Here is a 26,779-nt window from a genome sequence, read left to right as displayed (position 1 = left end):
CGGGGCGCTGTTTGCGTTTCTCGGGGCTCGACCGGGCGCTGGTCGCCTGACAGGCCACGGGTGACGCAAAAATGACGTGTTTTTCGCCTGTTAACCTTTATCCGGCAGAGTATCCCTTCCCCTTGTCGTGTTGGAGATGATGGTGTTCGCCTCATCGATTCGCCGTTTCGCCCCGCTGTCCCTCACTCTTCTGGCCGTCGCTCTGGCCGGCTGCGATTCCACGACCGGCGGTTCCGTCCGTCGCATCGCGGTGGTCGAGGAAGATACCCAGGGCACGAGCAACGTGAACATCTCGTCGCTCTCCGACGTGATCCAGCGCAATCCCAGTGATCCTGGCGCCTACAACACCCGTGGGGCGGCCTATGCCCGCGTGGGCAAGTACAGCGACGCCATCTCGGACTTCAACAAATCGGTCCAGATCGACCCGAATTACGCGCCGGCTTATACGAACCGCGCGCTCGCCTATCGGCAGACCAACCGGAACGAGCAGGCGCTCGCCGATTTCACCCGCGCCATCCAGGCGGATCCCAATTATGGGCCGGCCTATATCGGGCGCGGCAACCTGCTGCGGGCGCAAGGGCAGTTCCAGGAGGCGCTAAGCGACCTCACCATCGCCATCCGGCTTGTCCCCGAATCCGCCGAATCGCTCCATGCGCGCGGGCTGCTCTACCAGAAGCAGGGCATGCACGCGCAGGCCATCCTTGACTTCGATTCGACCATCGACCGGAACGCCTTCGTGGCCGCCCCCTACGCGGCCCGCGGTCAGAGCCTGGTGGCGACTCAGCAATACGAGAAGGCCATCGAGGACTTCAACGCGGCGCTGAACCTCAACAACCGGGATGCCGATTCCTGGGCCTGGCGCGGCGTCGCCTATGAGCGCATGGGCAACCGCCAGATGGCCAAGGAAAGCTTCCAGCGCGCGCTGACCATCGACAGCGGCAACACGGTCGCCCGGCAGGGCAATTCCAGCCTGTAGGCACGGTCTGGCGTCGGACAGATTGCCGACGTCCCCTTGTGTGGGCCCGGCCGTTTCTCCGCTTACACGGCCTTGACCATCACCGTCATGTAGGGATCGAACCCGAACGCCCGATAGGTCCGCGCGGCGCTCGCGTTGGCCGACAGGACCCCGATGGTCAGACGCTTGACGCCGGCTTCCCGGGTCAGCCGCTCGGCTTCCTGAAGCAAGAGGCGTCCAATGCCGGCGCCCCGCCGGTGACGATCGACAACGAGGTCGGTGACGACCCCGTAGCGACGCGCATCCGGCACCATGTAGGCGGCATCCTCCTGGACGGCGAACCCCATGGCGCCCACCACCACGCCGTCGTCATCGGCGAGGATGATCCGGCCGTTCCAGGTGGCCAGACGCTGCAGGAGTTCCGCATGGTAACGGGTGGCGGCGCCATAATCGCGCAGGCGGTCCCCCGTCAGGTCGGCCTCGAAGATATTGAGCTGGTGGATCAGCTCGATCACCACATCCCGGTCTCTCGGAAGGGCCGTCCGCACCGTGATGGTCATCGGCATCTCCCATAAAAAAGGCCAGCGTGAGCCGGCCATTTTCAAGGAGCAGACGGCAGGCCGCCAGAGCCTCAGTCGAGATTTTTCAGGATCTGGTCGACCATCTTCTTGGCGTCGCCGAAAAGCATCATCGTGTTGTCCCTGAAGAACAGCTCGTTCTCGACGCCCGCATAGCCCGAGCCCATGCCACGCTTGATGAACAGCACGGTCTTGGCCTTCTCGACATCGAGAATCGGCATGCCGAAGATCGGCGAGGACGGATCGGTCTTGGCCGACGGGTTGGTGACGTCATTGGCGCCGATCACGAAGGCCACGTCGGCCTGGGCGAACTCGCTGTTGATGTCTTCCAGCTCGAAAACCTCGTCATAGGGCACGTTGGCCTCGGCCAGCAGGACGTTCATGTGGCCGGGCATGCGGCCTGCCACCGGGTGGATGGCGTATTTCACGTCCACCCCGTGCGCCTTGAGCACATCGGCCATTTCGCGAAGCGCATGCTGGGCCTGCGCCACCGCCATGCCGTAGCCGGGCACGATGATGACCTTCTCGGCGTTCTTCATGATGAAGGCCGCATCATCCGCCGAGCCCTGCTTGACCGGCCGTGTTTCCACCGCGCCGGCCGCCCCGCCCGAGGTCTCGCCGCCGAAGCCGCCGAGAATCACCGAGATGAAGCTGCGGTTCATGCCCTTGCACATGATGTAGGACAGGATCGCGCCCGACGAGCCCACCAGCGCGCCGGTGATGATCAGCGCCAGGTTGCCAAGGGTGAAGCCGATGCCGGCCGCGGCCCAGCCCGAATAGGAGTTCAGCATCGAGACGACCACCGGCATGTCCGCGCCGCCAATGGGCACGATCAGCGTCACGCCGAGCACAAAGGCCACGAGGACGATGAACCAGAAGACCGCGTGGCTCTCCGTGGTGATGAACAGCACCAGCAGCAGCACCATGAGGGCCGCCAGGAAGATGTTCAGCAAGTGACGCTGCGGCAGCATGATCGGCTTGCCGGACATGCGTCCGTCGAGCTTCAGGAACGCGATGATCGAGCCCGTGAAGGTGATCGCCCCGATGGCAGCCCCCAGCGCCATCTCGAACAGCGAGGCGCCGTGAATGGTGCCGACTCCGCCGATGCCGAAGGCCTGCGGCGCATAGAGAGCGCCCGCGGCCACCAGCACGGCCGCGAGGCCGACCAGGGAGTGGAAGGCGGCTACAAGCTGCGGCATCGCCGTCATCGGCACGCGCTTGGCCACGACCGCGCCGATCGTGCCACCGATGGCCAGACCCGCGATCGCCAGGGTCCATCCGCCCCAGCCCGAAGGCGGCTGGACCATGACGGTGGTGAGGATCGCGATCCCCATGCCGACCATGCCGTAGAGGTTGCCCTGCCGCGAGGTGGTGGGATGCGACAGGCCGCGCAAGGCCAGGATGAAGAGGACGCCGGAGACCAGATAGAGAATTGAGGCAAGGTTTGCCGACATCGCCTCAACCCTTCTTGCGGTACATGGCAAGCATGCGCTGGGTCACCAGGAAGCCGCCAAAGATGTTGATCGACGCCAGGATGATGCCGATGAAGCCAAGCGACCGGGCCCAGATCGGACCGTCGCCCAGCCCCGGGGCCGCGTTGACGCCGACCGCGAGCAGCGCCCCCACCACGATCACCGACGAGATCGCGTTGGTGACCGACATCAGCGGGGTGTGGAGCGCCGGGGTGACCTGCCAGACCACGTAATAGCCGACGAAGATCGCCAGCACGAAGATGGCCAACCGGAACACCGTCGGGTCGATGGCACCGTGGGTGGCCACCGAGGCCGCCAGGGCGACCTGCTCGGCGATCGCGTGGGCGGAATCGGCGGCACGCTGGGCCGCTTCCGCGGCGGCGCGAGACTGCTCGACGGCCTGTTCGGGCGTGAGTATCGCCATGACGTCCCCCTGAATTAAGCTGTCGGCTGAAAGGCGGTGTGAACGATGGCCCCGTCGCGGGTGAGGCAGGTGGCCTTGACGAGCTCGTCGTCCCACTTCACCGCAAGGTTTTTGGTGTCCTTGTCGACCAAGGTCTCGACGAAGGCATAGAGGTTGCGTGCGTAGAGGCTCGAGGCGGTGGCGGCGAGACGGCCCGGCACGTTGAGATGGCCGACGATCTTGACGCCCTGGTGCTCGACCACGCGGCCGGGCTCCGACATCTCGCAGTTGCCGCCGCGCTCCACCGCGAGATCGATGACGACCGAGCCGGGCTTCATGGATTCGACCATCGCGCGGCTGACGAGCTTGGGCGCCGGGCGGCCGGGAATGAGCGCCGTCGTGATGACGATGTCCTGCTTGGCGATGTGGGCCGCCACCAGGGCTGCCTGCTTTGCCTGGTAATCGGCCGACATCTCCTTGGCGTAGCCGCCGGACGTCTCGGCCTGCTTGAACTCGTCGTCCTCGACCGCAACGAACTTGCCGCCGAGGCTTTCGACCTGCTCCTTGGCGGCGGGGCGGACGTCCGTGGCGGTGACGACCGCACCCAGGCGCCTGGCCGTCGCAATCGCCTGCAGACCGGCAACGCCGGCGCCCATGACGAAGACGCGGGCGGCCGGCACCGTGCCTGCGGCGGTCATCATCATCGGCATCGCACGGCCATATTCGCCGGTGGCGTCGATCACAGCCCGGTAGCCGGCAAGGTTGGCCTGCGAGGACAGGACGTCCATCACCTGGGCCCGGGTGATGCGCGGCATCAATTCCATGGAGAAGGCGGACACATGAGCGTCCGCGAGGGCCTTGAGAGCCTCATCCTGACCGTAGGGGTCCATGATGCCGATCACGATCGCACCGGCCTTGTAGCCCACCAGCTCGCCCGGGGCCGGACGGCGGACTTTCAGCACAACGTCCGCATCCGCCACCGTGTCGGCCGCGTGGGCCGCGATGATGGCGCCTGCCGCCTCATAATCGGAATCAGGGAACCCTGCGGCGTCGCCGGCACCGGTCTGGACCACCACGTCGGCGCCCAGAGCCTTGTACTTCTTGACGGTTTCAGGGGTGGCCGCGACGCGCGTTTCCACCTTGTCGGTTTCCGAGAGAACGGCGACCCGCATTCAACACCCCCGTGCCGGGCCACCCTTCGGCGCCCATCGTCATTGTGCAGGCCGGGCAGGAGGCCCGGCTCCCGTCGGATTTAGTAGAAGATCAGCGCGAGCAGCAGCAGGATTGCGACGGTCGCCGGCGCCTTGACGCCGACCGACGGCGACATCGCGCCGACCGCGCCGGACGCGAGCGCCAGGATCACGCCGAAGATGGAGGTGAGCCAGGCGTGCTTGATCCCGCCGACTGCCAGAGTCAGGACGAGGCAGATGACGACGACGGTCGTGATCTCCACGAAGCGGATGAAGCCGCCATAGGTCGCTTCGTGCGAGCGCGCATCCATGTCCGGGCTATAGCCGGCAAAGGGCGCATGTTTGGTATCGGCCATGATCGATGCCCCGTTCAGCATGACGTGTTCGTGGTGCGTTTAACCCATGCTGGAAAGGGCCGCAATCTGATCGATGGCTTTTCCGGCAAAGATTGTCAGCGCGCCGGGGCTGCCGGGATGCCCAGAAAGTCCCGCCATTGCGGCAGGCACACGGTCTCGAAATCATAGCTCGCCAGAGCCATGGCCCGCGCACGGGCGGCCATCGCGGCGGATTCCTGTGGATTGTCAAGCGTTTGACCAACCCGTTCGACCAGGGCGCGATGGTCGAAGAATGGAAACAGCCGCCCGTTCTCGCCATCGCGGATCACCTCCCGGACCGGGGCTGTGTCGGAGGCCACGATCCGGCATTCCAGCGCCATCGATTCGATGAGCGACCAGGACAGCACGAACGGATAGGTCAGATAGACGTGGGCCGCCGAAATCTGGAGCACCTTGACGAACTGGTCATAGGGCAGATTGCCGACCATATGGACGCGGGACCAATCGACCGGCCGGTCGATTTTCTCCCGGAACACATCGAACCATGTCTTCCCGCCCGGCGCGTTGCCCGAATAGCTCTTGCCCCTGCCGCCGACGATGACGACCTGCAATCGCGGATCAAGATCCAGCATGTCGGGCAGGCTGCGCAGCATGATGTGCGATCCCCGCATCGGCTCGATATTGCGGCTCACATAGGTAACGACCGGGATATCCCGGCTCAGGCGCGGCCCGTCCTTGCCCATCCGGATCGACACGGCCGTGCTCGGTTTCAGGCGCTGGGCATCGATCCCGTCATGGATGACCGCGATGCGATCGCGCAGATAGGCGGGAAACGTGTCTCGCTGGTAGGTGGTGGGGGCGACGGCGAGATCGGCCGCATCGAAGGCGCCGAGCTGCATGGCGTTCTTGGCGCGCAGCCGCCAGATCGTCTCGGCGTTGTCGATGGGGTATTCCGGATCGAAATCGAGATCCTGGCCCGTCGAGGCGTAGAAATACTCGAAATACGCCACGTGCCGCGCTTTGGGCCAGACATCCTTGAGAAAGAGATTTTCGCCCCAGCCGGTATTGACCATCACCACATCGGGCTGGAAGCCCTGCTCGGCCAGCCGGGTGGCGGCGTGGGCCGCCCCATAGGCGCGCCGGAGGCGCGGAATGACCGGGGAGAAGCGGTGGTCGAAGGGCTCGTCGTCGGGGCCGGCGACGGGCACGTAGGAGAAATATCGCACGCCGGGCACGGTGCACTTTGCCAGGGTTCCGAGGCCCACGACCTCATGCCCCTCGCGCGCCAGCGCGGCGGCCAGCCGCCCGAATTGTCCGGGAAAATTCTGGTGAACGAACGCGAATTTCATCGACTGCCCCTGCCCGCCCTAGCCATTTACGGCGAGAGCCAGGCTGACGCAACCTGATTACGTCGGAAAGGGCAGCCCGGCCCGGGTCAGCGCCGCTTCCTGCGCCTGCGTCAGGGCCTCGAGCGAGAACCGCTCGATCTCGGCCTCGAACAGCGCGTGATAATTGAGATCCGCCTTGAGGTGCAGAAACACCGCCCCCAGACCGATGGCCGCCCGATCCATGAAGACGAACTCGCGCGGCACGGTGACGGGCCCCTTCTCCTTGAGCGCTTTATGCACCTGGAAGGCCTCCCGGCGGCCGTATTCGCCCGGCTTGACCCCATCCGCAACGGTCCGGACGCGGTCGTCGAGCAGCGGCGCATAGATGAAGCGCGCCCAGATGTTGAGGATGTCGATCAACTCGCCCGACAGGTTCTTGAACCCCCAGGTCTCGTAGGCGTGCACGATGCGGTCGCGGTCATTCGTCTGCAGGCCGCGATAGAGATCGACGACGCCGCCGACGAAGCGGGGATGAAAGATGCGCACGCACCCGTAATCCAGGAGGTTGATGCCCTGCGGCTCGCCGCCTTCCGAGAAGACGGTGTAGTTGCCGAGATGCGGATCGCCGTGGATCACCGCCGCATGGCTGAACGGATGCCACCAGGCCTTGAACATGGCGATGGCGAGCCGGTTGCGGATTGCCACATCCGCCTCGGCGAAGGAGAGGATCTTGTCGCCCTCGAGCCATTGCAGCGACAGCAGGCGCTGGGTGGACAGATCGAGATGGATGCGCGGGACGCGCACCTCCGGCACATCCGAAAGGGCGCTCGCGTAGAGCGCCGCGTGCTTGGCCTCGCGGCCGTAATCGAGTTCCTCGCGCACCCGTTCGCCGATTTCCTTGGCGATTTCCCGGGTGTCGATGGCAGGGTCCATCCGGCGATGCAGGGAGAACAGCAACTCGAGTTGCTGCAGATCGGCCTCTACGGCGGATTGCATGTCGGGATATTGAAGCTTGCAGGCAAGCGCGACCCCGTCCGTCGTGGTCGCCTTGTGGACCTGCCCGAGGGAAGCGGCAGCGGCCGGGTTGAGGTCGAACGATCCGAATCGCTGACGCCACTCAGGCCCCAGTTCCGCCTGCATCCGCCGCTTGACGAAGGCCGCGCCCATGGGCGGCGCCTCACTCTGCAGTTTCTGCAATTCGGCCGCGTATTCGGGGGGCACGAGATCGGGAATGGTGGCCAGAAGCTGCGCCACCTTCATGATCGGGCCTTTCAGCCCGCCGAGCGCCTGGGCGAGGTTCGCGGCGTTCGACGCATCCTGCCCGTCGCGATTGAACAGCCGGGCGCCGGCCATCCGCGCCGCCACCCCGCCCATATTGGCGCCGACACGCGCATAGCGCGCCGCGCGGGCGGAGAATCGGTTCGCTTCCCGGTCTGGTCCTGCCATGATCTTTGCCCCTTACGGGGTCTCCTCCATCGCTTCGAGCTCGCCGATCAGGCCTTCGATCATCGACAATCCGATCTGCCAGAAGGCCGAGTCGCTCGCATCAAGGCCGAAGGGCTTGAGCAGTTCGGAATAGTGCCTGGTTCCGCCGGCCGAGAGCAGGGCGAAATACTTGTCGACGAAGCCCTCGTTCGAGCGCGCATAAACGCCGTAGAGCGAGTTCACGAGGCAATCGCCGAATGCGTAGGCGTAGACGTAGAACGGCGAGTGGATGAAGTGCGGAATGTAGGTCCAGAACGATTCGTAGCCCGGACCGAGGCGGATCGACGGGCCGAGGCTCTCGTCCTGGACGGACATCCACAATTCGCACAGCTTGTCGGCCGTCAATTCGCCGTTGCGGCGCTCGAGATGCACCTTGCGCTCGAAGGCGTAGAAGGCGATCTGGCGCACCACCGTGTTGATCATGTCCTCGACCTTCGCGGCCAGCATGGCCTTGCGCTGGACCGGATCGGTGGTGCGATCGAGCAGGCGGCGGAAGGTCAGCATTTCGCCGAAGACGCTGGCGGTCTCGGCAAGCGTCAGCGGCGTGGGCGCCATCAGGGCCCCGTTGGGCGCGGCCAGAACCTGATGCACCCCGTGGCCGAGCTCGTGGGCGAGCGTCATCACATCACGCGGCTTGCCCTGGTAGTTGAGCAGCACATACGGGTGCGCCGAGGGCACGGTGGGATGCGCGAAGGCGCCCGGCGCCTTGCCGGGGCGCGTCGGCGCGTCGATCCAGCGCTCATCGAAGAAGCGGCGGGCGATGTCGGCCATGCGCGGCGAGAAATCCGCATAGGCCGACAGGACCGTGTCCTTCGCCGTGTCCCACGCAATGATGGGCTGGTCGACTTTGGGCAGCGGCGCATTGCGATCCCAATGCGCCAGCACATCCTTGCCGAACCATTTCGCCTTGAGCTTGTAATAGCGATGGGAAAGCCGCGGATAGGCCTCCTGCACTGCGCTCACCAGCGCTTCCACGACCTCGCGCTCGACCCGGTTGGCAAGGTGGCGCGAATCCGCCACATCCTCGAACCCCCGCCAGCGATCGGAAATTTCCTTGTCCTTGGCGAGGGTGTTGGTGATGAGCGTGAAGGTCCGCAGATTGGCCTTGAGCGTCTTGGCAAGCGCATCGGACGCGTCTTTGCGCACACTCTCGTCAGTGTCCTGGAGTTTGTTGAGCGTCGGCTCGATGGCGAGTTCCTCGCCCCTGACATCGAATTTCAAGGACGCGATGGTCTCGTCGAAAAGGCGGTTCCAGGCGCCGCGTCCGGTGACCGATTTCTCGTGGAACAGCTGCTCGATCCGGTCGTCGAGCTGATAGGGCTTGTCCTTGCGCAGATCCTCGATCCACGGCCGATAGTGAGAGAGCGGCGCCTGACTCATGACGGAATCCATGAGACCGTCATCGAGCCGGTTCATCTCCAGACCGAAGAACAGGAGTTCGCTCGACGCCGCGGTCAGCCGTTCCTGGACGTCGCCGTAGAATTTCGCCCGCGTCGGATCCGTGGTGTCGCCGGCATAGATCAAGCCAGCATAGGACATGAGCCGACCAAGCAGATCCTCGATGATCTCGTAGCGCTGGAGCACGGCAAAGAGGCTCTGCGACGCAGCCTTGCCGCGCAGCAATCCGTCAAGCTTGCCCCGATGGGTGTCGGCGAAGGCCTTGCACTCCGCCTCAGCCTTGGCGAGATCGGCCTTGAAGGCCTCGCTGTCCATGGCGGGATAGAGGTCGGCCAGATTCCATTCCGGCAGGGCGCCGAGATCGACCGGTTGCGAGGCTTTGGAGGGCGCGTGAGACAAAGGGATGACTTTCAAAGAATCGGCGGCGTGAGGAGGTAGAAAGGTGCTCCCTCCATATTGGCCGCCAGGGCTGCCGGATCAACCCGACCTCGTCAGGGGATTGACGGCGGCGGCGCGAATTCGGTTAAGGTTTGGTTCACCGTTTCGGCAGACCATGCCGCCTGCCTGGACTGAACCCCCTCTCCCCTCTCCGTTCTTTACCTGAAATTGAAGGAATTGGGACGAGATCACGCAGCCATGCTTCGGGTTTGCGGGTTAAGCTTGGCGGCGATCGGGCCAGATTGAGGAATGACAATGATTCGCAGCCTTCGCAAAACCCTTCCCTTGCTCGGGTTGGCTGGATCGGTCTCCCTCTTCTCCCTCATGGCCCTGGCGGATGAAACCCAGCCGGGTCTGTCTCCGTCTCCCCCCATCCTCACGGACACGGCCGAGCCCTCGTTTCACGATGTGCCGCTTGCCTCCGTGGCGGAGCCAAATTCTCAGGACGTCGCGCAGGATGTGACCTTGCCGGAGCCCGCGCCGGTAACGATCCACGCGGCCGACCTCGTGGCCCCTGCTCCGGTTCTCGACATTCCCCTGCCCGACACCGAATCAGCGCTCGCCGCCATCCGGCGCGACTGGCTGCGGGTCGCCGTCGAGGACCGGTTGAAGGACGATGTGGCCTTGCGCGAATTGCGCCTGTCCAAAACCGATCGCGATGCGCTCTCGGCCGTCTACGCGGCCAGCGCGGAGCCGCTGATCTGGGTGCGAGACGGCGCCTGGAGTCCGGCCGCGAAGGCCGTGGTGGCGCGCCTCAAGGCAGCCGATGAAGACGGTCTCGTGAGCCTCGATTACGCCCTTCCCGATCCCGGGCTGTCGAAGGAGGCTACGCCTGCCCAGTGGGCGCACGCGGATCTTCGCCTGACCGCCTCGGTCATTCGCTACGCCCGCGATGCCCGTGGCGGACGGATCGAACTTTCACGCATCTCGCCCCTGATCACCGCCAAGCTCGATCTTCCCAAACCCGACGAGGTGCTGTCCCGTCTCGCCTCCGCGCCGGATGCCGACGCGGCCCTTGCGAGCTACAATCCGCCCCATCCCGCCTATCGGGCGCTTCGCAGCGAACTCGCGCGTCTGCGGGCGGATCGCCCCTCGCAGCCGACCGTGCGCCTGCCCCGCGGCCCGATCCTGCGGGTTGGCATGCAGGATCCGCGCGTGCCCCTGATCCGGGCGCATTTCAACCTGCCGCAGACCGACAGCGACCAGACCTTGTACGATGAACGCGTCGCCACCGCCGTCGCGGCGTTTCAGAAGACCAAGGGACTGCCGACGAACGGCGTCCTCAACGCCCAGACGGTCGCGGCGCTCTCGAGTCAGCCGCGCGCGGTGATGGAGAGCGAGGTCATCTCGAACATGGAGCGCTGGCGCTGGCTGCCGGCCGATCTCGGCGCGCGCCACATCATGGTGAACGTGCCCGAATATCGCCTGCGGCTGGTGGAGAACGGCGAGACCGTGCACGAAACGCGCGTCATCGTCGGCAAGGAGCAATCGCAGACGCCGATCTTCTCCGAGGACATGAAGTATCTGGTGGTCAATCCGTCCTGGACGCTGCCGCCCTCGATCCTCAAGAAGGAGTTTCTGCCGGCGCTTGCCAACGATCCCAATTATGCGGCCCGCAAGGGATACAAGGTGATCCGCAACGGCAACCGCATCTCGGTGCAGCAGCCTCCCGGCGAGCGCAATGCCCTGGGCCTCATCAAGTTCATGTTTCCCAACGACCACGCGGTCTATCTGCACGACACGCCCAATCGCACCTTGTTCGCCGCCGGCAAGCGGGCGTTCAGCCACGGATGCGTGCGCGTCGAGCAGCCTTTCCAGCTCGCGGAGGAGATTCTCGGCCAGGACGACAAATGGTCCGAGGCGAAGCTGCGCGGGCTTGTCGGGAAAGGCGAGCGCTATGTCCATCTGCGCCGCCCGCTCCCCGTTCACCTGACCTATTTCACCCTGTCGGTCGACGAGCACGGCGCGCTGAAATCCTTCGACGATCTCTACGGTTTCGACCGCAAGGTCCGGGCTGCGCTGGGCCTTGCGTCGTAGGCAAAAACTGAGGCGCGCAGAAATCCGTTTTTTGTGCTTTCTACTTAACCGGGAAGTAACCGTCTTCGGCAAATATCCTTTCACTATAAGGGTTGTCGCGTCTGCAGCGGCACGCAAAGACGAGTATCACAGTGAAAGTAATGCGTTCGGACCGCTCCGCGGTCGCGTCGAACATCGTGCGCCGCACCGCCGTTTGTGTCGCCGCCTTCATGGGCGTTTTCATTGGCGGCATGCGCGGGACTCAGGACGCCGTGGCCAATGGCGATACGCGGACCTTGAGCTTCTATCACAACAACACGAAGGAGACCCTGACGGTCACCTTTCGGCGCAACGGTCAGTATGATCCGCGGGCGCTCGAGGAGCTGAACTGGTTCCTGCGCGACTGGCGGCGCGAAGAGAAGACCCGCATGGATCCCCGGTTGTTCGATACCGTTTGGGAAGTCTATCGCGAGGTTGGCTCCGGCGCGCCCGTCCATGTGAACTCGGCCTATCGGTCGCCCAACACCAACTCCATGTTGCGCCGACGCTCCAGCGCGGTCGCCAAGAACAGCCAGCACATGCTCGGCAAGGCCCTCGACTTCTACCTGCCGGATGTCTCGACAGATCGTCTGCGCGCCATCGGCATGCGGCTGCAAAATGGCGGCGTCGGCTATTATCCCAACGCCTATACGCCGTTCGTCCATCTCGACGTCGGCAGCGTGCGGGCCTGGCCCCGCATGTCGCGCGATCAGCTCGCCCGCATCTTCCCGGACGGCAAGACCGTGCACGTGCCCGCGGATGGCACGCCGTTCTCCCGCTACGAGGAGGCGCGTGCGGAGGTGCTCGCCAAGGGCGGAACGGTTGCGGGCTATTCGGCCGTGGCGGATGCGAGCGAGATGGTTCCCACCCGCCGCAAGAGCTTCTGGGCGACGTTGTTTGGCACCAATGACGAGGATGAGGATGCGGAGGAGATCCGGACCGCGTCCCGTCCGGCACGCAATCTCGTCGCCGGCCGCCGCAACGCGCCGCCGCAGGAATACTACGCAAGCGATTCGAACGGCACCGTCTACGCCGCCCTGCAACAGGCCGAATCACCTCCGGCCTCGCGCCAGGCGACCCGTGTGGCAGCCATTCCGCAGGCCCGTGTCGAGCCGCCCCCGGCCCCTGCCGTGGTGGCAGCCGTCGCCCCCGCCCTGCGCGAGGAGATCGTATCGCCGCCACCGCTCCCGCCGACCCGGATTGCCGGTCTCCCGCAGACCGTCGAGACGTCCAGCGGCCCGTCCCTGTCATGGCAGGAAGGGCCTGCCGGACAGGGCTCGAAGGATGTGGCGTTTGCCCCGATGCCACCGCGACGTCCTGACGATATCTCCGTCACGTCGAGCCCGGTGGTCGCCTATGCGCCGATGCCGCCGGTTCGTCCGGGCGCCCTCGCCTTGTCCAATCCAATCCCGGCCGCAAGTGCGCCCGACCTGCGCGGCCTGACAGGCGTCGTGGCGAGCCTCGAGACGCCAGATCATCCCCTGCCCCCGCGCCGCCCCGGAAGCCTGACCGTGGCGTCCGCCGCACCGATCGACATGCCGGTCACGGGTTCGACCACCGCCGGCCGCCTGCCCGCGCGGGAGGAGCCAGCGAGGACAGCACCGGTTGCGACTGTCGCAAAGGCGCCTTCGACTTCCAAGGAGAAGGTCGCGCCCGCCACGGCGCGCGCCCTGATGACCGCGGGCCCGAGCCTCGATATGGGGTTTTCGGCCAAGCCGATGGGCGACCTTGCCACCAACCGGTTCACCGGACCGGCCGTGAAGCCTCTCCCGGTCCTGCGCTAGCCCGCCGCCCCATGAAAAAGGCGGGGCCATTGCCCCGCCTTGTCCGTCGGTAAAATGAGAGTGGGCTTCAGCCGATCATGCCGAGGGCCTGCATGTAGAGTTCCAGGATCGCCTCCTCCTCCTGGCGCTCGGCGTAATCGCGCTTGCGGATGGAGATGATCTTGCGGATGACCTTGGTGTCGAACCCATTGCCCTTGGCTTCGGCATACACATCCTTGATGTCGCCCGCGATCCCGGCCTTTTCCTCCTCGAGGCGCTCGAGACGCTCGATGAAGGCCTTCAACTGATCGCCGGCAACCGATTCGGTTTGAAATGCTGCGTCGTCCATAAAAATAGCCCTTGAGTGATGGCGCTTCGGCCGGAATCGAAAAATGATTGGCCGCAGGTTTAATGCCTCGGCTTCGATTCCTCAAAGCCCTTAAGTTGCGCGCCGGACGCCTCCGCCTGATGGCGCTCCTTCCAGACCTCGTACGGCATGCCGTACACAAGGGTCCGGCTGTCGTCCTTGGAGAGCGGAACCCCGCGCGCGTCCGCCGCCTCTTTCATCCAGTTCGCCAGACAGTTGCGACAGAACCCCGCCAGATTCATCACGTCGATGTTCTGCACATCCGGGCGCTCGGCCAGATGCGCCAGCAAGCGCCGGAACGCCGCGGCCTCGAGTTCGGTCCGTGTGATATCGTCCATGGTACTTATCCCCGCTATCCTCAATGCCGCCGCAGACGGTCGCGTGTGCGGGTCGGATGGATCGTCGGCCGCCGCAGGTCCGCGCGCAGGGCGAGCGGGGCCAGCAGCCGCGCGAATCGGGCGGCCCATGCCTCAGCGCCGGCCGCTTTTCCAATCAGGTCCTGGCGGATCTCGATCAGCGCGTTTGCCAGGCCCAGGCGCGTGGCATGCCGGTCGATCGTATCTCCGGCGAGCGCCCCATCATAAGGCTCGTTATCGCCCACGACGAGGCCTTCCTCCGCCGCAAGGCCCGCCAGCAGCGGTTTGGCAAAACGCGGATCGGCATCCCAGAGGATGCCCGCGTGCCACGGCCGGACCCACCCGCGCCAGACCGGGGTAAAACTGTGGATCGTCACGATCACAGGCGGATGCCCGGCCGCCATCGCGTTCCGGACCGATAAGGTGATGGCTGCATCGTAGGGATCATAAAACCGGGCAATGCGGCCCTTGATCGCCTCGTTGCTCAATCCTCTGTTGCCGGGCACCACCGCGCCGTCGGACACCTGCATGACGAGCGTTGGATCGTCCCGGCCGCGATTGGGATCGATCACCAGCCGGGAGAAGCGCGTGAGGATCGCCGGCGCACCAAGGTCCCGCGCGAGGGCGCGCGTGACCGCCGCCGCCCCGATGTCATAGGCGATGTGCCGTTCGAACTGCGTTCGCGGGAGACCAAGATCGTCGAGATCCGGCGGGACGGTGTTGGAGGCGTGGTCGCACAGGATCAGCACACCGGATGCGAGGCTGCCCGGGATATGCTCCACGGGCCATGGCGGGAGCGCTGATCCAGAGGCCTGTTGGACGCCGTGCGCTGTGCGGGAGTTGGTCATGAGGCGCCGGAATGGGGTCATTGGCAGGGGTTGTGGAAGACCCTTAACCTGCCCTAGGACAGGAGACAACGCGGCCGGGCGAAGCCGGCAGGCGGCCGCCCGTCCATCGCCTCTCGCAGGTCCTGCATGTCCGCCACGCCGACAACCGATCGCCTGCCCACGCGCCTTGCGCCGGCCTTCGCGGCTCTGTGCGCCGGTGCCGTCGCCATGGGAATCTCGCCGGTTTTCGTCCGCTTCGCGTCGGCCGATGTTGGGCCGTTCGCAAGCGCGTTCTGGCGTGTCGCGCTGTCGCTGCCGGTTGTCTATGCGTGGATGCGGATCGAGGAGAGCCGCTCGCCGGCGGGGGCGCCGCGCCAGTCCTTCACCCTGGCGACAGTGCTGTCCGGCCTTGCCTTTTCGGGCGATCTTTTCTTCTGGCACCTGTCGATCCTCAACACGACGGTGGCGAACGCCACCTTCTTTGCGACTCTCGCGCCCCTGTTCGTCATCCTGATCGTCTGGCTGGTCATGAAGCAGCGGATTGCGCGAGGCACGCTCATCGGCCTTCTGCTCTGTCTGCTGGGCGGTGGATCCTTGATCGGGCAAAGCCTGCAGGTCGATCCCGCCCGCCTGCGCGGCGATCTCTACGGGATTGCCACCGCTTTCTTCTTCGGCCTCTATTTTCTCGCCGTCGGCCGCGCCCGCGAGAGCGCCGGGGCGGCGCGCGTGACCTTCGAGGCAGGCGTTGTCACCTCCGCGGTGATGCTGGCGATCGCCGTTCTGTTCGACAGCCGGGTCGTGCCGCACACATGGCAGGGGATCGCCGCGCTCACCGCCATGGCGTTCATCAGCCAGGCGGCCGGTCAGGGTCTGCTGGCGGTTGCTCTCGGGCGGCTGCCGGCGGTGTTCTCGTCGCTCGTGATCTTTCTCGAGGCCATCGCCGCCGCCCTGTTCGGATGGCTGCTCCTGAACGAGGCACTGACACCCCTCCAGGGCCTCGGAGGCGCGGCGATTCTCATCGGCATCTGGGTTGCCCGGCCGAAGCCACGGCCCGGCGGCGTTTGAGCCGATTTCCCCCCTCTAAACAGAGGGTTCGCCGGTGATTCAGCGCGACGGCCGTCACTTTTCCGTCGCGCGCGCGGGCTCATTTGCGCCTTGGCCCTTGAAGCGGCTTCGCTTCTGGTCGACAACGATTCGACATACTTGCCGACGCATTGTCCCCATTCCTGATCAAGAATCGACCTGACCCGATAGTGATGATGGCCGCATATTTCTCTTCGGCTCCCGTAAGGCGGCGAGGCCTTCGAACGAGCCCCCGCCTGATGGTCGGGCTCGCGGCCTGTCTCGCCACCGGGAGCGTGTTTGCCGCCACGCCGGCCCACGCGGACCTGCGTCTGTGCAATATGACCTCGAGCCGGGTCGGCATCGCGCTCGGCTACCGCGACGGTCAGAGCTGGGTCACGGAAGGCTGGTGGAACCTCAATTCCCGCGGCTGTGAAACGCTGCTGAAGGGCCAGTTGTCGGGCCGGTTCTACTATGTCTACGCGATCGACTACGACCGCGGCGGGGAATGGAGCGGCCGGTCTTTCATGTGCACGCGCGAACGGGAATTCACCGTTCGCGGGACGGAAGATTGCCTCGCCCGGGGCTTCGACCGCAGCGGCTTTTTCGAGGTCGATACCGGCGAACAGAAAAGCTGGACGATCCAGCTCACAGAAACGAACCGCCCAGGGGGGCAATAAGATGAGACGCGGACGGCGGACAAAAATTCTGGCTACCTTGGGGCCGGCTTCCGAGAACCCCGAGATGGTCGAGAAGCTGTTCGAAGCGGGCGCGGATGTGTTCCGCCTCAACATGAGCCATCTGCCGCGCGAGAAACTGCGCGAGCGCGTGGCGATGATCCGCGCCGTGGAAGCCAAGTTCAAGCGCCCGATCGCGATCCTGGCCGACCTGCAGGGTCCCAAGCTGCGCGTCGACATGTTCGAGAATGACGGGGCGACGCTCGTCAAGGGCCAGACATTCATCCTCGACGACGACAAGACCCTTGGCACGGCCAAGCGCGTCCATCTTCCCCATCCGGAGATCCTGTCTTCGCTGGAGCCGGGTCACACGATCCTCATCGACGACGGCAAGCTGCGCCTGCGGGTCAAGAGCGTCATGCCGGGCTCGGCGCTGACGGAGGTGGAGGTTGCCGGCCGCATCTCCAACCGCAAGGGCGTGAGCCTGCCCGATACGGTGATCCCGGTCGCGGCGATGACCGAAAAGGACCGCTCCGATCTTGAGGCCGCGCTCGATGCGGGCGTGGACTGGATCGCCCTGTCGTTTGTCCAGCGACCCGAGGATGTGGCCGAGGTCAAGAAGGTGGTGCAGGGGCGCGCCCTCGTCATGTCGAAACTCGAAAAGCCGCAGGCGATCACCCGCCTCGACGAGATCATGGAAATTTCCGATGCCGTGATGGTCGCCCGCGGCGATCTTGGCGTGGAGATGCCGCTCGAAAAGGTGCCGGGCATCCAGAAGCTGATCGTGCGCACCGCACGCAAGCTCGGCAAGCCGGTCGTCGTCGCCACCCAGATGCTGGAATCGATGATCGTCGCGCCCGTGCCGACCCGCGCCGAGGTGTCGGACGTCGCCACGGCCGTCTATGACGGCGCCGATGCGGTCATGCTCTCAGCCGAAAGCGCATCCGGCCAGTATCCGGTGGAAGCGGTCGCAACCATGAGCCGGATCGCCGAAGAGGTCGAGCAGGACCAGGCCTATTGGACGATCATGCGCTCGCAATCGACCCCGCCGGAGGCCACCGGCTCCGACGCGATCGCCGCCGGCGCGCATCAGATCGCCGATACGCTGCAGCTCAAGACCATCGCGGCCTGGACGTCGTCAGGGTCCACCGCGTTCCGCATTGCCCGCGAACGCCCCAACTCGACGGTGCTGGCGCTCACGCCCAACGACAACACCGCGCGCCGCCTGTCCCTGGTCTGGGGCGTGCATCCGATTCGCACGAAAGATGCCAGCGACGTGGACGACATGGCGTTCCGCGCCTGCAAATTCGCGGTCCGCGAAGGTTATTCGCAGATCAACGACCGCATCATCATCGTGGCCGGTGTGCCTTTCGGGACGCCGGGCGCCACCAACATGGTGCGGATCGCGTTCATCAGCCCGGAACACGCCGCCAAGGCCTGACGGTCATTCGGCAGCGGCTAAGGCCGACATGCGGCCCGCCAGCGCATCGATCTTCTGCCGGATCAGCTCGGCCCGCGCATATTGCGGCATGTGACCGACTCCGGGCAGAATCGACAGCTCCGCGCCGGGCACATCCCGGGCGAAAGACCGGCTGTGCAGATCGGTCCACACGACCCCGTCGGCATCGCCCCCGAGGACGCTCGACGGGACGCGGATCTGCGGGTAGCGCGGCGCCTGCCGGGCGACCGCATCATAGAGGATGGCCACGTCGCGGCCGTTTGACAGGATGGTGTCGGACCTGAACAGGAGCGGGATATGGGCCCGCTCGATGAAATCAACCGGCATCGTCTGGGGGGCGAAGCTCTGGGCGACCGCGGGCCTTACGATCAGCAGGGCGAGCGGCGTGGCGATGGTCGCGGTGACGAGGCGTCCAAGCGGGGACGCGGCGAGGCGATGATACCAGGCGATCTCGCCCCCGGGCCACGGATAGCTCACGCCCGACATCAGGAAGATGGCCCCGGTCACGTCCGGATGATCGAGGGCGAGATTCGGCACGACGGCCCCGGACCACGAATGGCCGACGATCAACGCGTGGGATACGCCGAGCTGGCGCAGCCCCTGGGCGATGATCCGCGCCTGGTCCGACGGCTCGGCGGCGGCGATCCCCGGACCGCGTTCGCTCCAGCCATGGCCCGGGCGGTCGAAGGCGATCACGCGGTAGCGGTCCGTCAGGGACTCGCCCAGCCCAACCATCGATTCCACGAGGTTGGAGGACGCGCCGTGCAGGAGCACGATGGTGGCCTCCGGGGCGCGCCCGGACGGCATGCGATCCACGTAATGGAGCCTGCGGCCCTCGACAGTCAGAAAGCGGCCGGTGGGCGGATAGCGTGATTCCACGATCCGGCCATAGACAAAGCTGAAGACCGCGCCGCCCAAGAGCAGCGTCGCAACGAGGGCGAGCGGAATCAAAAGGAATTTCATGGGCCGGCTTAGAGATCCTGCCCGTCGATTTCGACCCCGAGCTTGTCGGCCACCGGCTTCAGATTGGAGATCTGCGGATTGATCCGCAGGGCGCGACGGAAGGCGTCGAGGGCACGGGCCTTGTCGTCGGAAGCAAGAAAGATCTGACCCAGGCCCGCCCAGGCGGCGTAGTGGCGCGGCTCCAGCGTGAGCGCCCGGTGGAGATCCGCCAGCGCCGCCACGGGATCGTCGAGCTGATAAAACACCGTCGCACGGGTGTACCAAGCAGACGCCCATCGGGGCTGGAGGGTCACAACCCGGTCGAGCAGCTCCACGGCGAGGTCGAGATCCTTCTTCTCCACCGCTTCCGAGGCCCGGCTGAGAAGCAGGTCGGCCGTGTCGGACCCGGATCGGGACCAGCGGCGCTCGATCAGATTGGAGATCCCCTGCGCTTCCCGCTCGTTCTCGGCCTTGGCCAGGCGCTCGAAGAGGCTGTCGAGGGTGACCGTCCGGGACGGATTGCGGTTGGCAGGCGGTCGGGATTCCGTCCGGCCCGCATCGGGCCGGCGAGCATCGGGGGCCGACAGGGCGGGGCCTGCTACGGTCAGGCTTATGAGCAGGAACGACACAAAAACGCGCATCCCGGGATCATTGGGGATCCCGGGATGCGCCGTCAATTCATAAAAACGTGCGGTGTCGCCGCAGCGTCGCTCGCTCAGCCCTGGCGGGCCTTGTAGCGCTTCTGCGTCTTGTTGATGATGTAAACGCGGCCCTTGCGACGAACCAGCTGGTTGTCACGATGCCGGCCGCGGAGCGACTTCAACGAGTTGCGGATCTTCATGTCCGGTCTCCTGCAGCCCTCGGGAAGGCCGACAATAAGCAAATGGTGGGCGCGACAGGGATTGAACCTGTGACCCCTACGATGTCAACGTAGTGCTCTCCCGCTGAGCTACGCGCCCGAGAAACGGCGTTTTTCGCGCCCCGTTTCAGGTGTGGAGCGCGATATACCGGCAAGCGCGCGGGTGCGCAAGCCGTGAGGGGCCACCTTTTTCAGGCGGCCATCATTTTATCGACTTGATCGACGAGGTCGCGCAGGTGGAACGGCTTCGAGAGCACTTTTGCGTCCCGCGGCGCTTGCGAGTCCGGATTGAGGGCCACGGCCGCAAATCCGGTGATGAACATCACCTTGATCTCCGGATCGAGCTCGGTCGCCCGGCGGGCAAGCTCGATGCCATCCATTTCCGGCATGACGATGTCGGTGAGCAGGAGCTCGAACGGCTCCTCCCGCAACCGGTTATAGGCCGAAAGACCGTTATCGAACGAGGCTACGTCGTAGCCGGCGTTCTGCAGCGCCTTCACGAGGAAGCGCCGCATGTCGTTGTCGTCTTCGGCAAGAAGGATCTTCATCAGCCGTCAGCCCCGAATCGTCGCGAATGTGCGTCCCTTCATGACGCGCTTGGGTAAATAACCCGTGAAAAACCGCAGTGATTCATGATCATCAGCCGTGGACAGATCAGAGCGCTGGCCTAAACTGGCGTAACGCAACGTTTCTCTAACGTCAGACAGGCCAGTGCCCCGGATGCGTCCACCCCTCATCGACGAGTTCGACCCTCCCTTCCTGGTCGTCGAGCCGCCGGCGCAGACCCTCCCCCTCGTGTTCAACGTGCCGCATGCGGGGGCCGTCTATCCGGCCTCGTTCCTTGCCGAATCACGACTCGACGCTCTCGCGCTGCGGCGATCCGAGGACGCCTATGTGGATGCGCTGTTCACCCCGGCGGTCGCGCTCGGCGCGCCGATGATGACGGCGCGGTTTCCGCGCGCCTATCTCGACCTCAACCGGGAGCCCTACGAGCTCGATTCACGGATGTTCGATGGCCGCATCCCGACCTACGCCAATACCCGCTCCATGCGGGTCGCGGGCGGCCTGGGAACCATCCCGCGCATCGTCGCCGACGGGCAGGAGATCTATGCCCACCGGATACCGGTCGACGAGGCGCTCCAGCGGATCGAATGGCTCTACAAGCCTTATCACCGCATGCTGCGGCAACTGGTGAGGCGGACCGCGCAGCTGTTCGGCGAGGTGATCCTTATCGACGGGCATTCCATGCCGTCGAGCAGCGTCAACCGCGACGACGGAGCCAAGGCCGACATGGTGCTCGGCGACCGCTACGGCACGAGCTGCGCGCCCATTCTCACAGAATTGGTGGAGGCGGCCCTGCGGGCGCGGGGCTATACGGTGATCCGCAACAAGCCCTATGCGGGCGGATTCATCACCGAGCATTACGGAGAGCCTGCCTTGGGCCGCCATGCCCTGCAGATCGAGATCAACCGGTCCCTCTACATGGAGGAGAAGACCCTCGCCCGCAAACCGTCCTTCGATGTCCTGGCGGCCGATCTCAAACAGGCGTTTCAGGACGTGCTCGACGACCTCGGCGGCGAGATGGCGCCAAGACGGATCGCGGCGGAATAGCCCGCGGAAGCTGCGGACAAGAAAAAAGGCCGCCCTTGCGAGCGGCCCGAAGTTTAGGGAGGAAACGCCCAAGAAGGGCAACGATACGGCGACGCCAATCGCCATATCGCAATGCACAATGTAAGGTGCAGTGCACAAAACGCAACATCATTTTTTCGAACGCGCCTATGCGCGCGATGCATGCCTGCTCGGGTGGGGATCGACGGCCCGCGTGTAGAAGGCGAGGCTCAGGAGCAGCCAGAAGGCGAGTGCCGCGAAGACGAGTCGATACCCTTCCGGCAGGTAGACGCCCCCTGGTGACCGACCCACCGCATCCATCAGCACGCCGGTCACGCTCTGGGAGAGAAATGCGCCCCCGATCGACCCGATATTCATCAATGTGATGCCCCGGCCGGTGAGTTGGGGCGGAAACAGCGATTTGCCGTGGGCGGTCAGGATCGGCGTAAAGGCGACCGCGAAACCGAACAGCCCGAACCAGACGGTGGCTGCGCTTCGATCGAACGGGAACACCGCGAGAATGATGAGAAGCAACGCGGTTGTGAGCGCGCCGGCCATGACCGCGCGCTTATAGCTCCCCCAGATCGGATCCATGGCGCCCCAGGCGAACAGCCCGATCATCTGGGCTGTCGCGCCCACCAGCAGGATATTGCCGCGGGCATTGAGATCCGCCCCGTGCACATCGGTGAGGAACGGGCCGCCCCACAGGCCGATCATGGTGGCAAAGCACGAATACGTGGTCAGGTGAACGAAGAAGACCGGCCAGAACGAGCGCACCTTCAGGGCCGCGGCTACGCCGCCAAAGGTGTCGGACCAGCTCTCCCGGGGCGTATCCGCCCGTCCGTCGCGCGGCACCACGACGATCATGATCGCGGTGAGGATGACGGTGAGCACGAACACCCCGAAAAACGTCTCGCGCCAGCCCACCGCGTTGGCCGACAAGGCCAGGGGGGCGGTGGCCGCCAGGGTGCCGATATTCGCGAAGCCGAACTGAATGCTCGCCAGCGCGGCGAAACGCTCGGGCGGGAACCGCCGCGCATAGATGACGAGGGGGGCCATGAGAAAGGTCGAACAGCCGAGCCCCATCAGGGCACGCGCGGCGATGAGGCTTCCCGGCGAGGGGGCGAGGGAGAACAGCAGGGTCCCCGACACCGCAAGAGCGCTGGTCGCCAGCATGGTCCGCTTCGGTCCGTAGCGATCGATGGCGATTCCCACCGGGATCTGCGCCGCCGCGAAGGAAAAGAAGAAAGCGCTCGACAACAGCGCGATCTGCGTCGCCGAGAGGGTCAGCTCACTGGCGAGATCCTGGGCGATGACGCCGACAGAATTGCGCAGGAACTGGCTGATCGCATACATGGCGACAAGCGCCGCAATTAGAAAAATAGCGGTTTCCCGGCGTCGAGAGGCCGGCGGGTTGGCGTTGCTCATGTGTTTTTGTTGTCCCGTGACGTGCCACGGGTCACTTGCCCCGCAGGAAGCGCTTGATAAAAGCGGAAGGCCGGCGGTGCGCCAAGCCCGCACAGCCCATCATACAGAGGATTTCAGACCGTCATGGCCCTCATCGACTTCACGCAATTCGTCAATGAGCTGGCGACCGTCTCCGGTCAGGCCATTCTGCCGTTCTTTCGCACCGCCATCGCCATGGACGACAAGTCCCGCGGGGGCGACTTCGATCCGGTGACCGAAGCCGACCGGGCGGCCGAAGCGACCATGCGGCAGATGATCAAGAATGCGTTTCCCACCCATGGCATCGTGGGCGAGGAATTCGGGAGCGAGCGCGAGGACGCCGAATACGTCTGGGTGCTCGATCCCATCGACGGCACCCGCGCCTTCGTGGCGGGGCTTCCCACCTGGGGCACGCTGATCGGCCTCAACCGTGGCGGGCGACCAGCCTTCGGGATGATGCACCAGCCCTTCACGGGCGAACGGTTCTGGGGCGATGGCGGCGAGGCGACCTATGAGGGCCCCGGCGGCGCCCGCAGGATGATGACCCGCCGCTGCGCCTCCCTCAACGATGCGATCATCTCCACGACCAGCCCCAAGCTGTTCGCCGGCGACGAGTTGCGAGCCTATGACCGGGTCGAGAGCGTGGCGAAACTCGCCCGCTACGGCTGCGATTGCTACGCCTATTGCATGCTGGCGGCCGGCCATATCGATCTGGTGGTCGAATCCGGCCTGAAACCCTACGACATCGTCGCCCTGATCCCGATCATCGAGGGCGCTGGTGGCATCGTGACGACCTGGGACGGCGGGTCAGCCGCGCAGGGTGGCCGCATCGTTGCCGCCGGCGACCGTCGCGTCCACGCCGCCGCCGTCGAACTGCTCAGTCGCTAGCACCCGTCCGGCAGCCAGCGGAACGCCCTGATAGGCTTCATCAGGCGTTCCGGGAATGAAGGCGTCGAAAGCGGCCCAGAACTGTTCGCGGATGGCGTCTCGCTCCATCATGATTTCATGCCGGGCGCCGGGAATGACGATGGCGTGCCCGGCCTTCAGCCGTGCGGCGAAGCGTTCGGTCATCGGCGTCGCGCAGACAGGATCTTCGGCCGCCGCGATGATCAGCGTTGGAAGCCGGATTTTCGGCGCGTAGCGCGGATCGGAGAATCGCTTCATGAAGCGGAAGGCCGCGTTGAGCCAGGAGATGGTCGGCGCGCCGATCGCCCCGTCTCCGATGGCCTGCGCAGCGTGCGCGTTGCGGGCATACCGCACCGGATCGCTCGTCAGTCGATTGCCCTTGAACGGCTTGGTGGAAATGGATGTGGCGCCGCCGCCGGGCACGAAGGATTTGCCGAGACCGAGACTGCTGAGAGCGCGCACGATGCCGGCGGCGACCGACGGGTACTTGATCATGGAGATCGCGATCATGGGCGTGGTCGTCACCAGCCTTCGGAAGGGCAGCCAGCTCTCATGCGCCGCGCTCAGCGCAATCGCCCCACCCATGGAATGGGCCAGCGCGAAATGCGGCTCCGGCAGGAACGGCATCAAGACCTGGTCGCGGATCGCCTCGATATCGCGGCGGAAGTCCGAGAAACGTCGCACATGCCCTTTACGGGCATTCTTGACCTGGCGGCCGGACAGACCCTGTCCGCGCCAGTCGAAGGCCGCGACGGCAAAGCCGCGCTCCAGCAACTCGCCGATCACCTCGTAATATTTCTCGATGAACTCCGCCCGCCCCTGAAGAACGCAAACGGTGCCTTTCACCGTATCGCCCTGCGGCATCCAGTAGGCGGCCCGCAGGGCCACGCCATCGGTGGTCGTCACCGGCACCAGATGGGGATGGCCGGGGACCGGGTTGTCTTGAGTAGCCAGTAGCTGCAACACGGCAGGCGCATCCTCGTGGGGAAACCTTGGCCTTTATAGGAGGATTCGGCGGTTTGCCTATCCGCCTCTTGACACCCGTCGGGGCCATTCCCAGATCATTCCCGTGCCGGCCAGAAGGCGGCACATCCCGCGGTCCAGCCCATGGTGGTGGCCCGTTTTCTGCATGTTGCTTCTAATGGAGGATATGCCATGCGACAGTTTGATCTTGCTCCCCTTTACCGCAACACGGTCGGGTTCGACCGCCTTTTCGCGCTCCTCGACCAGTCGGCGGGCGTCGATGCGGCACCGACCTATCCGCCCTACAACATCGAACGCACCGGTGAGAATGCCTATCGCATTACCGTCGCGGTTGCCGGCTTCACCGACCAGGACCTCGCCATCGAGGTGAAGGAAAACACCCTGACGGTCCGCGGCGACAAGAAAGTGCTGGAAGCCCGCAAGGCCGAGATTCTCCACCAGGGGATCGCCGCGCGCAGCTTCGAGCGGCGCTTCCAGATCGCCGATGGCGTCCAGGTGACGGGTGCCAGCCTCGAGAACGGCCTGCTCCATCTCGACCTCGTGCGGGAGATCCCCGAGGCCAAGAAGCCGAAGCGGATTCCGATCGCGACCGGCGCATCCGCCACCGCTATCGAGACCCAGAAAGCCGCCTAACGGCTGTTCGTTTCCATCGACAGGAGGCGTCCCGGTCAAACCGGGACGCCTTTTTGTTATTCGGCGGCGAGACGGGCCTGAGCCGCGCGGGCGACCGAGAGCAGGTTCTGGATCTCGTCCTCGGCCGTGGCGAACGAGACCACCAGCCGGATCAACTCCTCGTCCGGACCGACATTCTGGCCGGCCGGCAGGCTCACCTGCGTCCAGCTGTGGTAATGCGCGCCTGCTGCCTGCAAGGCCCGATGCACGGCCTTCGGCACGATCGGAAACACCTCATTGGCTTCGGTCGGCCATGCCAGCCGCGTTCCCGGCACCGCGACGAGACCATCCGCCAGAAGCCGTGCCATGCGGTTGGCATGCGCCGCGTTGGCCAGCCAATGATCCTCGGCGAAATATCCCTCCAATTGCGCCGCGATCAGGCGGCCTTTGGAGATCACCTGTCCGGCGCGTTTGGTGCGGTAATCCAAGGCCTCCGCGAGAAGCGGGTTGAACACCACGACGGCCTCGGCCATCAGGCAGCCGTTCTTGGTGGCGCCGAACGACAGGATGTCGACCCCCTGCTTCCAGGTCATCTCCGCCGGCGTGCAGCCGAGCGACACGAGCGCGTTGGCAAAACGCGCGCCGTCCATGTGAAGGAACAGGCTGCGGTCGTGGCAGAGCTTGCCGAGTGCGCCGATTTCCGCGGGCGTGTAGATCATCCCGCATTCCGTGACCTGCGAGATGGACAGGGCTTTCGGGGGCATCTGCTTGACGGCGGACGGCAGGCTGTCGAGGCAGGCCGAGACGCTCTCCGCCGTGAGCTTGCCGCCGGCGCCGGGAAGGCCCTTGAGCTTGGCGCCGTGCATGAAGAATTCCGGGGCGCCGCATTCGTCGTCGATGACGTGGGCTTCCTCGTGGCACAGGCACAACCCCCACGGCGGCACCGCCGAGGCCAGCGCCAGCGCATTGGCGGCCGTGCCGGTGGCCACGAGGAAGACCGCGACGTCATGCTCGAAGATCTCGGCAAAGCGGCGTTTGACCGCAGCGGTCAGCGCGTCCTGTCCATAGGCCGGCATCGCGCCCGCATTGGCCCGCACCAGAGCCTGCATGACGGCGTTGCTGGCGCCCACGATGTTGTCGCTGGCGAAATTCATGAATCGTCTCCTTCGGCGCGGCAGCCTGCCGACCGGCGGCGTCATGTCAAGGACATTGACCTATTGGTGGACTGTTTCGCCGGGACTCGCAAAATCATGCCTTTGTTGCAATCCGGAAGC

At 65.2% G+C, this 26,779-nt stretch carries 26 protein-coding genes, 1 tRNA gene and 1 pseudogene; 9 read left to right on the top strand and 19 right to left on the bottom strand.

Annotated elements, in window-relative coordinates; genetic code table 11:
• Positions 1-139: 139 nt before the first annotated feature.
• The gene (locus tag J4G32_RS17285) at positions 140-976 is read left to right on the top strand and encodes a tetratricopeptide repeat protein (RefSeq protein WP_210496931.1); all 837 of its coding nucleotides are present in this window, start codon (positions 140-142) and stop codon (positions 974-976) included.
• 62 nt (positions 977-1,038) lie between these two features.
• Here the strand turns inward: J4G32_RS17285 and J4G32_RS17280 are convergent, their stop codons facing one another.
• The 8 genes from J4G32_RS17280 to J4G32_RS17245 form a co-directional block, all read right to left on the bottom strand.
• A complete protein-coding gene (locus tag J4G32_RS17280) occupies positions 1,039-1,515 on the bottom strand; it encodes a GNAT family N-acetyltransferase (RefSeq protein WP_210496758.1) in 477 nt (158 codons plus the stop codon).
• Positions 1,516-1,586: 71 nt separating this feature from the next.
• Positions 1,587-2,987 (bottom strand): NAD(P)(+) transhydrogenase (Re/Si-specific) subunit beta, encoded by a 1,401-nt coding sequence (locus J4G32_RS17275; protein ID WP_210496757.1) that lies wholly within the window; start codon positions 2,985-2,987, stop codon positions 1,587-1,589.
• A gap of 4 nt (positions 2,988-2,991) precedes the next feature.
• A complete protein-coding gene (locus J4G32_RS17270; protein WP_210496756.1) occupies positions 2,992-3,429 on the bottom strand; it encodes a proton-translocating transhydrogenase family protein in 438 nt (145 codons plus the stop codon).
• Between the two features lie 14 nt (positions 3,430-3,443).
• Positions 3,444-4,580, bottom strand: coding sequence for a Re/Si-specific NAD(P)(+) transhydrogenase subunit alpha (locus J4G32_RS17265; protein ID WP_210496755.1), 1,137 nt, complete (start codon positions 4,578-4,580; stop codon positions 3,444-3,446).
• A gap of 80 nt (positions 4,581-4,660) precedes the next feature.
• Positions 4,661-4,954: an aa3-type cytochrome c oxidase subunit IV gene (locus J4G32_RS17260; protein WP_210496754.1), complete on the bottom strand. Its 294-nt coding sequence runs from the start codon at positions 4,952-4,954 to the stop codon at positions 4,661-4,663.
• 95 nt (positions 4,955-5,049) lie between these two features.
• The gene (locus J4G32_RS17255; RefSeq protein WP_210496753.1) at positions 5,050-6,282 is read right to left on the bottom strand and encodes a glycosyltransferase; all 1,233 of its coding nucleotides are present in this window, start codon (positions 6,280-6,282) and stop codon (positions 5,050-5,052) included.
• 57 nt (positions 6,283-6,339) lie between these two features.
• The gene (locus tag J4G32_RS17250) at positions 6,340-7,707 is read right to left on the bottom strand and encodes an ABC1 kinase family protein (protein WP_210496752.1); all 1,368 of its coding nucleotides are present in this window, start codon (positions 7,705-7,707) and stop codon (positions 6,340-6,342) included.
• Positions 7,708-7,719: 12 nt separating this feature from the next.
• Positions 7,720-9,543, bottom strand: coding sequence for a M3 family oligoendopeptidase (locus J4G32_RS17245; protein WP_246505201.1), 1,824 nt, complete (start codon positions 9,541-9,543; stop codon positions 7,720-7,722).
• 294 nt (positions 9,544-9,837) lie between these two features.
• Here J4G32_RS17245 and J4G32_RS17240 point away from each other — a divergent pair, with 294 nt between their 5' ends.
• Both J4G32_RS17240 and J4G32_RS17235 read left to right on the top strand, forming a co-directional pair.
• The gene (locus J4G32_RS17240; protein ID WP_246505199.1) at positions 9,838-11,619 is read left to right on the top strand and encodes a L,D-transpeptidase family protein; all 1,782 of its coding nucleotides are present in this window, start codon (positions 9,838-9,840) and stop codon (positions 11,617-11,619) included.
• Between the two features lie 140 nt (positions 11,620-11,759).
• Positions 11,760-13,421 (top strand): peptidoglycan L,D-endopeptidase MepK, encoded by a 1,662-nt coding sequence (locus J4G32_RS17235; RefSeq protein ID WP_210496750.1) that lies wholly within the window; start codon positions 11,760-11,762, stop codon positions 13,419-13,421.
• 67 nt (positions 13,422-13,488) lie between these two features.
• On the opposite strand, the gene J4G32_RS17230 is transcribed toward J4G32_RS17235, so the two are convergent.
• From J4G32_RS17230 to J4G32_RS17220, 3 genes are read right to left on the bottom strand one after another with little or no spacing between them, the layout of a single operon-like run.
• Positions 13,489-13,749 carry a DUF2312 domain-containing protein gene (locus J4G32_RS17230; RefSeq protein WP_210496749.1) on the bottom strand — a complete coding sequence of 87 codons (261 nt, stop codon included), beginning with the start codon at positions 13,747-13,749 and terminating at the stop codon, positions 13,489-13,491.
• 59 nt (positions 13,750-13,808) lie between these two features.
• A complete protein-coding gene (locus tag J4G32_RS17225; protein ID WP_210496748.1) occupies positions 13,809-14,105 on the bottom strand; it encodes a DUF1244 domain-containing protein in 297 nt (98 codons plus the stop codon).
• A gap of 20 nt (positions 14,106-14,125) precedes the next feature.
• Positions 14,126-14,971 (bottom strand): N-formylglutamate amidohydrolase, encoded by an 846-nt coding sequence (locus tag J4G32_RS17220; protein WP_210496747.1) that lies wholly within the window; start codon positions 14,969-14,971, stop codon positions 14,126-14,128.
• Positions 14,972-15,097: 126 nt separating this feature from the next.
• On the opposite strand from J4G32_RS17220, the gene J4G32_RS17215 reads away from it, so the two are divergent.
• The 3 genes and pseudogenes from J4G32_RS17215 to pyk all read left to right on the top strand — a co-directional run bounded on the left by J4G32_RS17215 (position 15,098) and on the right by pyk (position 18,130).
• Positions 15,098-16,015: a DMT family transporter gene (locus J4G32_RS17215; protein ID WP_210496746.1), complete on the top strand. Its 918-nt coding sequence runs from the start codon at positions 15,098-15,100 to the stop codon at positions 16,013-16,015.
• Positions 16,016-16,272: 257 nt separating this feature from the next.
• Positions 16,273-16,674 (top strand): annotated as a pseudogene (locus J4G32_RS17210) (DUF1036 domain-containing protein); the annotation flags it as partial.
• A 19-nt stretch (positions 16,675-16,693) separates the two neighbouring features.
• Positions 16,694-18,130, top strand: coding sequence for a pyruvate kinase (gene pyk / locus J4G32_RS17205; protein WP_210496745.1), 1,437 nt, complete (start codon positions 16,694-16,696; stop codon positions 18,128-18,130).
• Positions 18,131-18,133: 3 nt separating this feature from the next.
• On the opposite strand, the gene J4G32_RS17200 is transcribed toward pyk, so the two are convergent.
• From J4G32_RS17200 to cpdR, 5 genes are all read right to left on the bottom strand, one after another.
• Positions 18,134-19,111, bottom strand: a complete 978-nt coding sequence (locus tag J4G32_RS17200) for an alpha/beta fold hydrolase (RefSeq protein ID WP_210496744.1) — start codon at positions 19,109-19,111, stop codon at positions 18,134-18,136.
• Between the two features lie 8 nt (positions 19,112-19,119).
• The gene (locus J4G32_RS17195) at positions 19,120-19,731 is read right to left on the bottom strand and encodes a tetratricopeptide repeat protein (RefSeq protein ID WP_210496743.1); all 612 of its coding nucleotides are present in this window, start codon (positions 19,729-19,731) and stop codon (positions 19,120-19,122) included.
• Positions 19,732-19,805: 74 nt separating this feature from the next.
• A complete protein-coding gene (gene ykgO / locus J4G32_RS17190) occupies positions 19,806-19,931 on the bottom strand; it encodes a type B 50S ribosomal protein L36 (protein ID WP_150941987.1) in 126 nt (41 codons plus the stop codon).
• Between the two features lie 43 nt (positions 19,932-19,974).
• Positions 19,975-20,049: transfer RNA gene (locus J4G32_RS17185), tRNA-Val, on the bottom strand.
• A 91-nt stretch (positions 20,050-20,140) separates the two neighbouring features.
• Complete coding sequence (gene cpdR, locus J4G32_RS17180) at positions 20,141-20,497, bottom strand: cell cycle two-component system response regulator CpdR (RefSeq protein WP_210496742.1); 357 nt, start codon at positions 20,495-20,497, stop codon at positions 20,141-20,143.
• Positions 20,498-20,669: 172 nt separating this feature from the next.
• Here cpdR and J4G32_RS17175 point away from each other — a divergent pair, with 172 nt between their 5' ends.
• Positions 20,670-21,560, top strand: coding sequence for an N-formylglutamate amidohydrolase (locus J4G32_RS17175; RefSeq protein WP_210496741.1), 891 nt, complete (start codon positions 20,670-20,672; stop codon positions 21,558-21,560).
• Between the two features lie 165 nt (positions 21,561-21,725).
• On the opposite strand, the gene J4G32_RS17170 is transcribed toward J4G32_RS17175, so the two are convergent.
• A complete protein-coding gene (locus tag J4G32_RS17170) occupies positions 21,726-22,985 on the bottom strand; it encodes an MFS transporter (protein WP_210496740.1) in 1,260 nt (419 codons plus the stop codon).
• A 123-nt stretch (positions 22,986-23,108) separates the two neighbouring features.
• Here J4G32_RS17170 and hisN point away from each other — a divergent pair, with 123 nt between their 5' ends.
• Positions 23,109-23,891: a histidinol-phosphatase gene (hisN, locus tag J4G32_RS17165; protein WP_210496739.1), complete on the top strand. Its 783-nt coding sequence runs from the start codon at positions 23,109-23,111 to the stop codon at positions 23,889-23,891.
• Here hisN and J4G32_RS17160 read toward each other — a convergent pair.
• The gene (locus tag J4G32_RS17160; RefSeq protein ID WP_425515528.1) at positions 23,811-24,875 is read right to left on the bottom strand and encodes an alpha/beta fold hydrolase; all 1,065 of its coding nucleotides are present in this window, start codon (positions 24,873-24,875) and stop codon (positions 23,811-23,813) included. The two genes, hisN and J4G32_RS17160, sit on opposite strands and share 81 nt — an antisense overlap.
• A 189-nt stretch (positions 24,876-25,064) precedes the next feature.
• Here J4G32_RS17160 and J4G32_RS17155 point away from each other — a divergent pair, with 189 nt between their 5' ends.
• A complete protein-coding gene (locus J4G32_RS17155; RefSeq protein WP_210496738.1) occupies positions 25,065-25,526 on the top strand; it encodes an Hsp20 family protein in 462 nt (153 codons plus the stop codon).
• A gap of 56 nt (positions 25,527-25,582) precedes the next feature.
• Here J4G32_RS17155 and J4G32_RS17150 read toward each other — a convergent pair whose 3' ends face one another.
• Positions 25,583-26,659 carry a threonine aldolase family protein gene (locus J4G32_RS17150; RefSeq protein WP_210496737.1) on the bottom strand — a complete coding sequence of 359 codons (1,077 nt, stop codon included), beginning with the start codon at positions 26,657-26,659 and terminating at the stop codon, positions 25,583-25,585.
• Positions 26,660-26,779 lie beyond the last annotated feature (120 nt).

Source organism: Microvirga antarctica, assembly GCF_017921815.1.
In the GTDB taxonomy this organism is placed as follows: Bacteria; Pseudomonadota; Alphaproteobacteria; order Rhizobiales; family Beijerinckiaceae; genus Microvirga; species Microvirga antarctica.
This window is presented reverse-complemented; position numbering and strand designations above follow the sequence as displayed.

What these genes read in the sequence shown, in the direction of transcription:
- J4G32_RS17285 (WP_210496931.1), top strand. Translation starts at nt 140, where the DNA reads ATGGTGTTCGCCTCATCGATTCGCCGTTTCGCCCCGCTGTCCCTCACT.
- J4G32_RS17280 (WP_210496758.1), bottom strand. Translation starts at nt 1,515, where the DNA reads ATGACCATCACGGTGCGGACGGCCCTTCCGAGAGACCGGGATGTGGTG.
- J4G32_RS17275 (WP_210496757.1), bottom strand. Translation starts at nt 2,987, where the DNA reads ATGTCGGCAAACCTTGCCTCAATTCTCTATCTGGTCTCCGGCGTCCTC.
- J4G32_RS17270 (WP_210496756.1), bottom strand. Translation starts at nt 3,429, where the DNA reads ATGGCGATACTCACGCCCGAACAGGCCGTCGAGCAGTCTCGCGCCGCC.
- J4G32_RS17265 (WP_210496755.1), bottom strand. Translation starts at nt 4,580, where the DNA reads ATGCGGGTCGCCGTTCTCTCGGAAACCGACAAGGTGGAAACGCGCGTC.
- J4G32_RS17260 (WP_210496754.1), bottom strand. Translation starts at nt 4,954, where the DNA reads ATGGCCGATACCAAACATGCGCCCTTTGCCGGCTATAGCCCGGACATG.
- J4G32_RS17255 (WP_210496753.1), bottom strand. Translation starts at nt 6,282, where the DNA reads ATGAAATTCGCGTTCGTTCACCAGAATTTTCCCGGACAATTCGGGCGG.
- J4G32_RS17250 (WP_210496752.1), bottom strand. Translation starts at nt 7,707, where the DNA reads ATGGCAGGACCAGACCGGGAAGCGAACCGATTCTCCGCCCGCGCGGCG.
- J4G32_RS17240 (WP_246505199.1), top strand. Translation starts at nt 9,838, where the DNA reads ATGATTCGCAGCCTTCGCAAAACCCTTCCCTTGCTCGGGTTGGCTGGA.
- J4G32_RS17235 (WP_210496750.1), top strand. Translation starts at nt 11,760, where the DNA reads ATGCGTTCGGACCGCTCCGCGGTCGCGTCGAACATCGTGCGCCGCACC.
- J4G32_RS17230 (WP_210496749.1), bottom strand. Translation starts at nt 13,749, where the DNA reads ATGGACGACGCAGCATTTCAAACCGAATCGGTTGCCGGCGATCAGTTG.
- J4G32_RS17225 (WP_210496748.1), bottom strand. Translation starts at nt 14,105, where the DNA reads ATGGACGATATCACACGGACCGAACTCGAGGCCGCGGCGTTCCGGCGC.
- J4G32_RS17220 (WP_210496747.1), bottom strand. Translation starts at nt 14,971, where the DNA reads ATGACCAACTCCCGCACAGCGCACGGCGTCCAACAGGCCTCTGGATCA.
- J4G32_RS17215 (WP_210496746.1), top strand. Translation starts at nt 15,098, where the DNA reads ATGTCCGCCACGCCGACAACCGATCGCCTGCCCACGCGCCTTGCGCCG.
- pyk (WP_210496745.1), top strand. Translation starts at nt 16,694, where the DNA reads ATGAGACGCGGACGGCGGACAAAAATTCTGGCTACCTTGGGGCCGGCT.
- J4G32_RS17200 (WP_210496744.1), bottom strand. Translation starts at nt 19,111, where the DNA reads ATGAAATTCCTTTTGATTCCGCTCGCCCTCGTTGCGACGCTGCTCTTG.
- J4G32_RS17195 (WP_210496743.1), bottom strand. Translation starts at nt 19,731, where the DNA reads ATGCGCGTTTTTGTGTCGTTCCTGCTCATAAGCCTGACCGTAGCAGGC.
- ykgO (WP_150941987.1), bottom strand. Translation starts at nt 19,931, where the DNA reads ATGAAGATCCGCAACTCGTTGAAGTCGCTCCGCGGCCGGCATCGTGAC.
- cpdR (WP_210496742.1), bottom strand. Translation starts at nt 20,497, where the DNA reads ATGAAGATCCTTCTTGCCGAAGACGACAACGACATGCGGCGCTTCCTC.
- J4G32_RS17175 (WP_210496741.1), top strand. Translation starts at nt 20,670, where the DNA reads ATGCGTCCACCCCTCATCGACGAGTTCGACCCTCCCTTCCTGGTCGTC.
- J4G32_RS17170 (WP_210496740.1), bottom strand. Translation starts at nt 22,985, where the DNA reads ATGAGCAACGCCAACCCGCCGGCCTCTCGACGCCGGGAAACCGCTATT.
- hisN (WP_210496739.1), top strand. Translation starts at nt 23,109, where the DNA reads ATGGCCCTCATCGACTTCACGCAATTCGTCAATGAGCTGGCGACCGTC.
- J4G32_RS17155 (WP_210496738.1), top strand. Translation starts at nt 25,065, where the DNA reads ATGCGACAGTTTGATCTTGCTCCCCTTTACCGCAACACGGTCGGGTTC.
- J4G32_RS17150 (WP_210496737.1), bottom strand. Translation starts at nt 26,659, where the DNA reads ATGAATTTCGCCAGCGACAACATCGTGGGCGCCAGCAACGCCGTCATG.